This window comes from Dissulfurispira sp. (genome assembly GCF_036745535.1).
Lineage (GTDB): Bacteria > Nitrospirota > Thermodesulfovibrionia > Thermodesulfovibrionales > Dissulfurispiraceae > Dissulfurispira.
Genome location: NZ_DAIOFX010000065.1, coordinates 1,387 through 8,781, shown reverse-complemented (window position 1 = coordinate 8,781; position 7,395 = coordinate 1,387). Strand labels below are relative to the sequence as shown.

9 protein-coding genes and 1 pseudogene are annotated in these 7,395 nt (G+C 43.2%); 4 read left to right on the top strand and 6 right to left on the bottom strand.

Annotation, left to right across the window (positions count from 1 at the left end; translation table 11 throughout):
* Positions 1–156 precede the first annotated feature (156 nt).
* From V7L97_RS09850 to rfaE1, 4 genes are all read right to left on the bottom strand, one after another.
* Positions 157–987 carry a TaqI-like C-terminal specificity domain-containing protein gene (locus V7L97_RS09850; RefSeq protein ID WP_333655512.1) on the bottom strand — a complete coding sequence of 277 codons (831 nt, stop codon included), beginning with the start codon at positions 985–987 and terminating at the stop codon, positions 157–159.
* A 33-nt stretch (positions 988–1,020) separates the two neighbouring features.
* Positions 1,021–1,512, bottom strand: coding sequence for a hypothetical protein (locus V7L97_RS09845; RefSeq protein ID WP_333655510.1), 492 nt, complete (start codon positions 1,510–1,512; stop codon positions 1,021–1,023).
* A 63-nt stretch (positions 1,513–1,575) separates the two neighbouring features.
* A complete protein-coding gene (locus V7L97_RS09840; protein ID WP_333655508.1) occupies positions 1,576–2,628 on the bottom strand; it encodes a 7-cyano-7-deazaguanine synthase in 1,053 nt (350 codons plus the stop codon).
* A gap of 13 nt (positions 2,629–2,641) precedes the next feature.
* The gene (gene rfaE1 / locus V7L97_RS09835; RefSeq protein ID WP_333655506.1) at positions 2,642–3,619 is read right to left on the bottom strand and encodes a D-glycero-beta-D-manno-heptose-7-phosphate kinase; all 978 of its coding nucleotides are present in this window, start codon (positions 3,617–3,619) and stop codon (positions 2,642–2,644) included.
* Positions 3,620–3,710: 91 nt separating this feature from the next.
* Here rfaE1 and tolQ point away from each other — a divergent pair, with 91 nt between their 5' ends.
* The 4 genes from tolQ to tolB are packed head-to-tail and all read left to right on the top strand — an operon-like array spanning position 3,711 to position 6,762.
* On the top strand, positions 3,711–4,337 hold the full coding sequence (gene tolQ, locus V7L97_RS09830) for a protein TolQ (RefSeq protein WP_333655504.1): 627 nt from the start codon (positions 3,711–3,713) through the stop codon (positions 4,335–4,337).
* Positions 4,337–4,744 (top strand): protein TolR, encoded by a 408-nt coding sequence (gene tolR, locus V7L97_RS09825; protein ID WP_333655503.1) that lies wholly within the window; start codon positions 4,337–4,339, stop codon positions 4,742–4,744. The genes tolQ and tolR overlap by 1 nt, the downstream gene beginning before the upstream one ends.
* 9 nt (positions 4,745–4,753) lie before the next feature.
* A complete protein-coding gene (gene tolA, locus V7L97_RS09820) occupies positions 4,754–5,452 on the top strand; it encodes a cell envelope integrity protein TolA (RefSeq protein ID WP_333655501.1) in 699 nt (232 codons plus the stop codon).
* On the top strand, positions 5,449–6,762 hold the full coding sequence (tolB, locus tag V7L97_RS09815; protein WP_333655500.1) for a Tol-Pal system beta propeller repeat protein TolB: 1,314 nt from the start codon (positions 5,449–5,451) through the stop codon (positions 6,760–6,762). Before tolA ends, tolB begins: the two co-directional genes overlap by 4 nt.
* A gap of 19 nt (positions 6,763–6,781) precedes the next feature.
* Here tolB and V7L97_RS09810 read toward each other — a convergent pair whose 3' ends face one another.
* Both V7L97_RS09810 and V7L97_RS09805 read right to left on the bottom strand, forming a co-directional pair.
* Positions 6,782–7,066 (bottom strand): hypothetical protein, encoded by a 285-nt coding sequence (locus V7L97_RS09810; protein ID WP_333655499.1) that lies wholly within the window; start codon positions 7,064–7,066, stop codon positions 6,782–6,784.
* Between the two features lie 56 nt (positions 7,067–7,122).
* Positions 7,123–7,395 (bottom strand): annotated as a pseudogene (locus V7L97_RS09805) (methyl-accepting chemotaxis protein); the annotation flags it as partial.

The following is a 7,395-nucleotide window of genomic DNA, read 5'->3' as shown; positions in this document are numbered from 1 at the left end:
CATATTCAACCTCCTTTTTTTGATTATAACATAAAGGAAAAAGAGAGATTTCAGCGAGTGGTTAAAGCAAAAAGCAGAACGAGAAAAAGGAATCCGATTCCCAGAAAAACGAAAAAAGCTTTAAAAATACCCTAACATCAAACTCTATCTCTATTTTCAAGGTATCACCCCCTCAATCATCCCCCTCTCCTCCTCCGTTATCCCATATAGCCAATAGACAATATCATCTATTTTTTCATCTGTAACTGCTATCTCTCTTTCAACCTTTTCTCTTTCTGCTGATGGAGGAAGAGAATCTTTCTTTTTATAAAGTTCAAGCATCCTGTCAACGAGGGTGACGAGTTTGTCGTGAATGGCTTTTTCAGAGGGACTGTTGAAGTCTATGGGGCGGATGGGAAGTTGCGAGAGGAATTGTCGATTTGCCGATAACCAACCACCACGAAAAGATAAGCTCACAAATGGAAAATACCATCGCAGCAACTCAGAGTTTAAAAAGGCAAGGAGATATTTATAATCAAGATGCCGATACTCTGTGTTTAGGGTAATCCCGCCAACATCAACATTATCAAGGTAATGATTTCCTTCTGAATCATAAGCAGCATACAATTTATCTACAAGACGAGGCACACAGAGCTTAATTTGTTCTTGAATTCCAATATTCTGGTTTCTTCCAAAACGATCTTTAAAAAGGTCTTTTAAATGGGTCATTATCGGTTTTCTTTTGCCTTCTTCTTTCCATTGTGCAACAATTTCCCACAGTTCCCTGTCAGGCCTAATCTTGCGGTCTTCTGCTATGCGGATAAAAACTATGCGGTCAAGGAGCTTCTGGACTACATCATTAAGAAGTTTTACATTGAGGTCAGGATTTCTTTTATAAATGTCTTTTGCGAGTTCTGCGCGCCACGATGTTATGTCCTCTAAAAAGGATTTATCAGGCGGAATGCGGAGCCGCTTGCTTTTGGTATCCCTCGGCAAGATGGCTTCCAAAGAACCCTGTTCAACTCTTTCTCTGGACAGCTCCTAGAGCTTTTCAATGTTATTAAGGTAATCTGTGTATTTGAAATCGAAGATTAAACCTTCGTTGGGAAATTTTGGATTCGGCTTTAAAGACGCGTCATAAAGCCCGAACTCCTCAAAGTCCGTGAGGATTACAAAATAGACCTCTTTGGTTGACCACGCATAGCTTTTTGCCTGAAGAATGTGGTTTATATCATCGAGGGAAACAGACGGAGCCTTTGCCTCAACAAAAAACTTTGTTGCACCATTTATCCTGAAATTATAATCAGGCCTTCCAGTGGTTTCAGGCGAGAGTTCAACAATGACATCCCTTTCATGCGGCGGTTTGTGCGCTTTATTTTCTATATCCCAGCCGAGGGCCTTGAAAAATGGATTAATGAAGTCAATTCTTACTTGAGCCTCAAGATAGCCTTTTGAAAGATAATGGTATTTATCCTTTTCGAACTTTGAAATTAGGGTCTGTAATTTTTCTCTAAATGTTTCTATGCTCTGCACAGACTGATTATATCATGGAATATAAGACAAAGTGGCTGGAAGACTTTATGTTAGAGTCTTTTGCTATGCAGCATTTGCTGCTTTTTTATTTGATAATTTAAGAGGCTGTATTCTGAAAGAACCAAGGATGCCGTTTGTAGCAGGAGTCGCCTGAATCTTAATTTCCGAGCCTTTTCCAACAGCCGTAACTTCTACAACAGGCAATCGCTTCGCATCGGAATACCTTGCACATATCGATGCAGCCAATTTTAAACCCTCATCAGCTGGATTACCATCTGCATTGGCGCAAACAGTTGTCAAAGGGCTTCCATATCCATCAACATACAACAGATAATCGTCATTTTCTGCCAATGCCTGTATGGCATTGTTTTCATTTTCATCTCTTCCGACGACTATCTTGCAGTCATCAGAAATTCTGAAATGGCGGCCGAGTCTCAAGAGATTTATATCCTTTACAGAAGGTGATGGATTATGGGTCAGCAATTCTTTTAAACGGTAAGAATATAAGGGGTCTGTCAAAAGGCATCCGCCTGCTGGTGCTGGATATTCTGTTAATCCCATTTCTTTTGCCAAAGCTATCTGCGGCTTTCTCGACCTTCCGTGAAAGTTACAAAGCATTTCTCTGTTTACAACGCCCATCTGTTCGGGAATGGTTGGTTTTAAGAGCTTTGCGCTGAGAGGTCTTAATACATAGCCTTCCAGCCCAGCCTCTCTGTCTATTTTCGGAAACGTATCCCTCCTCTGGCTCATGGGCCGTTGGTAGAGCACTTCTCCTGTTATGATAAAATCAGCTCCGGTCATTTTCATAAATTCCTTTGCCTCTCTAAGCATCAATATTCTGCAGTCAATGCACGGGTTCATGTTCTTGCCATGTCCGAATTTAGGGTTTTTAACGATATCTATGAACTTGTCAGCAAGATGGCAGAGCTTTACCTCAAAGCCGAATTTTTCAGAGGCTGCAAATGGATTCTTTGAACAAGAAGATTTATCAGAGATGTCGCATCCAAAGTGTGTAAGGAATGTTATTGCTGTGACCTCTATGCCCTGCCTCATGGCAACGAGTATGGCAAGGGTACTGTCGAGACCTCCTGAATATAATGCAATTGCTTTAGGCATACTTGTTGTTTTTTTATTCCTGTAAAGAGCTTATAAGTCTTTCAGGTGTTACTACCGCAGTTCCGACCTCACCTACTACTATTCCGGCAGCGTGGTTTGCTATTACTGCTGCTTCTTCGAGGGATGCTCCGGCAGCATGGGCAAGGGTAATGGTTGCGATTACCGTATCTCCTGCACCCGTAACATCAAATACCTTTTTTGCTACAGTTGGAATGTGGGTCACCTTGAATTTTTTTAATGCATCCCTTTCGAACAGGCTCATGCCATCCTCGCTGCGTGTTATAAGTACAGACTTGCAGGATAATTTGGTCATCAATGTCTTTCCTGCCTTTAAAAGGCTCTGCTCGTCCTTTATCTCAACACCTGAGCCCTGCGATGCCTCCATAAGGTTTGGGGTTATCAGCGATACGTTTTTATAAAAATGGAAATGCCCCACCTTTGGGTCTACTGCAACAAATGTATTATTAGGTCTTGCGTATTTTACTACTGTTTTTATGAGGGATGAGGATATAACGCCCTTTTTATAGTCCGAAATAATTACCGCATCGTGATCATTTATAGCCTTTTTAATATAGTCTGCAAGATTTATGAGATTTTTACCCTCGAGCCTTTTCCTGTCTTCTCTGTCAAATCTCACCACCTGCTGGTGATGGGCAATAACCCTTGTTTTTACCGTGGTCGGCCGCTTGTCCTCGATCATTCCCTCTGTGTTTATGTTCCTTTCTTCAAACAACTCCTTCAGGATCCTTCCTGCCGTGTCTTTTCCGACTATTCCTGCAATGGATACCTTTCCGCCAAGCGCTATAATATTGTTTGCGACATTTGCAGCACCGCCGAGGAGGAACGATTCGCTCACCACATCAACCACGGGTACAGGTGCTTCAGGGGAAATCCTGTTCACCTTCCCGTAGATGAAACGGTCGAGGATCAGGTCTCCGATGATTAATATTTTTTTGTTTCTGAAGGAATTAATGATCTGGGTAAAGCCCATTATTGAAAAATAACTTACAGAGGGTAAAAAAATCAAATCGATTTGACATTTTATATGGATATTATTTAAAGTTAAAAAATTTGGGAGGCTTATGGAACACTCGGCGATTCAATTAATCCTTCAGGCAGGAGTTATAGTAAAAATAGTCCTTGCAATCCTTCTCTTCTTCTCTGTCGTGTCATGGACGATAATTTTCCAGAAGTGGCGCCATTTTACCAATGCTGACAAGGAAACATACAATTTCCTGAGAATATACGAGGCAACACAGAACCCGAAGGACCTCTTTTTATCTTCAAAGAAATTCTCTGTGAGCCCGCTGGCAAATTTATTCAGGTCTGTTTATTCGGAGAAGACCTATACAGACAGGGATGAGCTCAAACGGATGCTCAAAAGATACAGCGCCCTTGAGTCAGCAAGACTCGAAAGGTATCTGAACTTCCTTGCTACAACGGGATCCTCAACACCGTTCATCGGCCTTTTCGGAACTGTTTGGGGCATAATGAATTCCTTCAGGGGGATCGGTGCTGCCGGGTCAGCATCCCTCGCAGTGGTTGCACCGGGCATTGCAGAGGCGCTAATAGCAACTGCCATAGGTCTTGCTGCTGCCATACCGGCGGTCATCGCATATAACTACTACCTCAGCAGGGCGAACCGGATGATAATAGAGATGGAAGACTTTTCAGCAGAGCTTGTAGATTATATCCTGAAGAGCTGGTAATGGCATCCAGACCTGCAAGACATAGGACAGTCCTTTCCGAGATAAATGTTACCCCCCTTGTTGACGTAATGCTTGTTCTTCTTGTCATATTCATGGTCACTGCTCCGCTGCTCCAGCAGGGCGTTGATGTGAACCTTCCAAAGGCAAAGGGAAAGGATCTGCCTCCGGAGGAAAGGATTACCATTGTTATAAAAAGGGGCGGGAACATTTTTATGAATGACAATCCCGTATCTATGAACGATATGGTAAAAAAACTCTCTGCAATAAGCAAGCTCAATCCGAACGTCTTTCTTAAGGCAGACAAGGACGTGCCTTATGGATTGGTGGTCGAGGTCATGGGAGAGATAAAGGAGGCGGGGATAGAGAAATTAGGCATGATAACCGAGCCTAAGATTGCCCTGCCATAATTTTGGGCCATGAAGACTTCAGGCATTTATAGTGCCTTTACCTTTTCCGTTTTTTTACACGTCTTGATAGTTGCTGCTGCATTTGTTATTGCAAGGCATTCGAGTTTATACAAAATACCTTCGGCATATATAGTAACAATCGTGGACAGCACAGCAGTTAACAGTCAGCAGTCAGCAGTTAGCAGTCAGCCCCCCGAAGCAGAAGTCCGGGATTCGAAGCCTCAAGATGTAAAACCTAAAACTCAAAGCATGGATGCATCACCTAAATTAAAAGGCATTTCAAAAAAGGATGAAATGACAGTTAAAGAACGGATAGAGGCGCTTCAGGCCAAGAAAAGGATAGAAAAAATGGCAGCGCTCAGGAAAATGGTGGATATCGGAGGACAGAAAAGCCTTCCTCAGGGTAAAACAGGAGGGGCACTACAGGGCAGCAGCAAACAAGAAGTAACTACAGGCAGCGGCGACTATTATTCGATGGTTATAAATAAAATAAGGCAACAGTGGATATTCCCTGAAAGCATTGACAAGGATTTGCTTACAATAATCACAATCAAAATAGCAAGGGATGGAAGCGTGACAATTGGCAGAATGGAACAAAGCTCAGGCAATGCGCTGTTTGACCGTTCTGCATTAAGGGCAATAAGCAAGGCAAGTCCATTACCGCCTCCGCCGCAGGAGATGGAGGTGGAAGTGAGGTTCAGGCCATGAAACATAAGCAATGGAGCATTGGAGTATTGGAGTATTGCAAAGATGAGTCATCAAGATGGGGAAAATTCATTACTCCGTTACTCCATTACTCCATTGCTTTTTTATGTCTTATAAGTCCTGTTTTTGCCGAGAAGGTCTATATTGATATAACTTCTCCCGGTATTAGAAAACTGCCCATCGCTGTTCAGGGTTTTATCGGTGGAAGTGAAATATCCGATATTGTAAAAAATGACTTGACCTTCACAGGACTCTTCGACTGCACTGATGAAGCTGCCCATATAGAAAAGCCGGAGCAACCTTTTAATCCAAACAACTGGAAGGGGCTCGGCGTCGAGATCGTTGTCAAAGGCAAGGCAATAAAAGATAAGGGGCTCAGTGTTATCGTCTCTATTTACGATGTATCCGATGCCAGAGAGGTATTAAGAAAGGAATATTCCGGACCTTCCGATCTGTTGAGACCCATTTCCCACTCCATAGCCAATGACATATATAAAACTCTTACAGGGCAGAACGGAATATTCAGGACGAGGATAGCATTTGTGGGAGAAAGGGAGGGCAAAAAAGAACTTTATTTAATGGATTGGGACGGCCACCGCATGCAAGGGCTTGGTGTAACCGGGGGCATATTGCTATCTCCGCGCTGGTCTTCTGATGGAACAAAGATGCTTTATTCTGCAGAAAGGAATAGGAGCTGGGATATCTATCTTCTCGATATGAATACCATGAGGGAGAAAAATATTGTAAGACTGAACGGGTTGAACATGGCAGGGAATTTTTTTCCTAATAATAAGGAGTTTGTGTTTTCATCATCAAAGGATGGTAAATCAAATATTTATATGGGAGATATTTTAGGCATGAAGGGATGGAAACTTATATCATCCCCGTGGATTGATGTGTCGCCTGCTGTTTCTCCTGACGGGAACAATGTCCTGTTTGTATCCAACAGGTCGGGAAGCCCGCAGGTATATATTGCAGACAAAGACGGCAGCGGAATAAGAAGGCTTACTTTTGAAGGCTCATACAATACATCGCCGGTATGGTCGCCAAGAGGAGACAGGATTGCATTTGTAAGGATGATAAATGGAAAGAATCAGATATTTATTATGAAACCTGACGGGACAGGCGTAATGCAATTAACGGACAGAGGAAATAACGAAGAGCCGTCCTTTTCCCCTGACGGAAGGTACATAGCCTTTACATCTGATAGGGACGGCTCAAAGGGAATATATTTAATGAGGTCCAATGGAGAAGATCAGAAGAGGATAACACCAAAGGGACCTAGGGCGACCGGCCCGGGCTGGTCGCCCTAAGCAAGTTATTTCTTGATGTTTAGCAGCCTTCTGCCTTTCTAAAATCCGTGGCTACATTCTTTCCGCCTTTGCTTTCGTATTTGCCTTTGACCTTATCGCCAACGCTGTATTTACTAAGCTTTCCTTTGTCTTCCAGTGTTAGTGTTACATCTTTGCCATCGCTGTCTGTGACAACGACCGTACCGGCGCCGGAGTCTATGTTCTTGATTGTGTCTTTGATTTTTTCTGCTGCAATTGCAAGCCCTATAAGCATTGCAATGCACAGGATCGTCCCTAAAAGAACCGTTACTGTTTTTGATCTCATTTGCTACCCCCTGCGAACTGCGATTTAAACTTCAGGGGCAAAGCCCCAACTCTGCTTTAGAATTTAAACCATTCAATGGATTTCTGTATTTTAGAGCTTATTCCTGCAAGCCCTGATGCAGCATCTTTTATCTGGCCGATAGCCTCGGTTGTGCGGCTGACGGCTGATGAGATGTTGGTTATGTTATGCGTAATTTCCTCTGCCGCTGCTGACTGCTCTTCGGATGCAGCGGCAATCCTCTGGACCATATCCATCGCATTGGAGGATGCCGATACGATGGAGTCCAGAGACTGGCTTGCAGCCTTCGAGAGATCAAGTCCTTTGTCCAC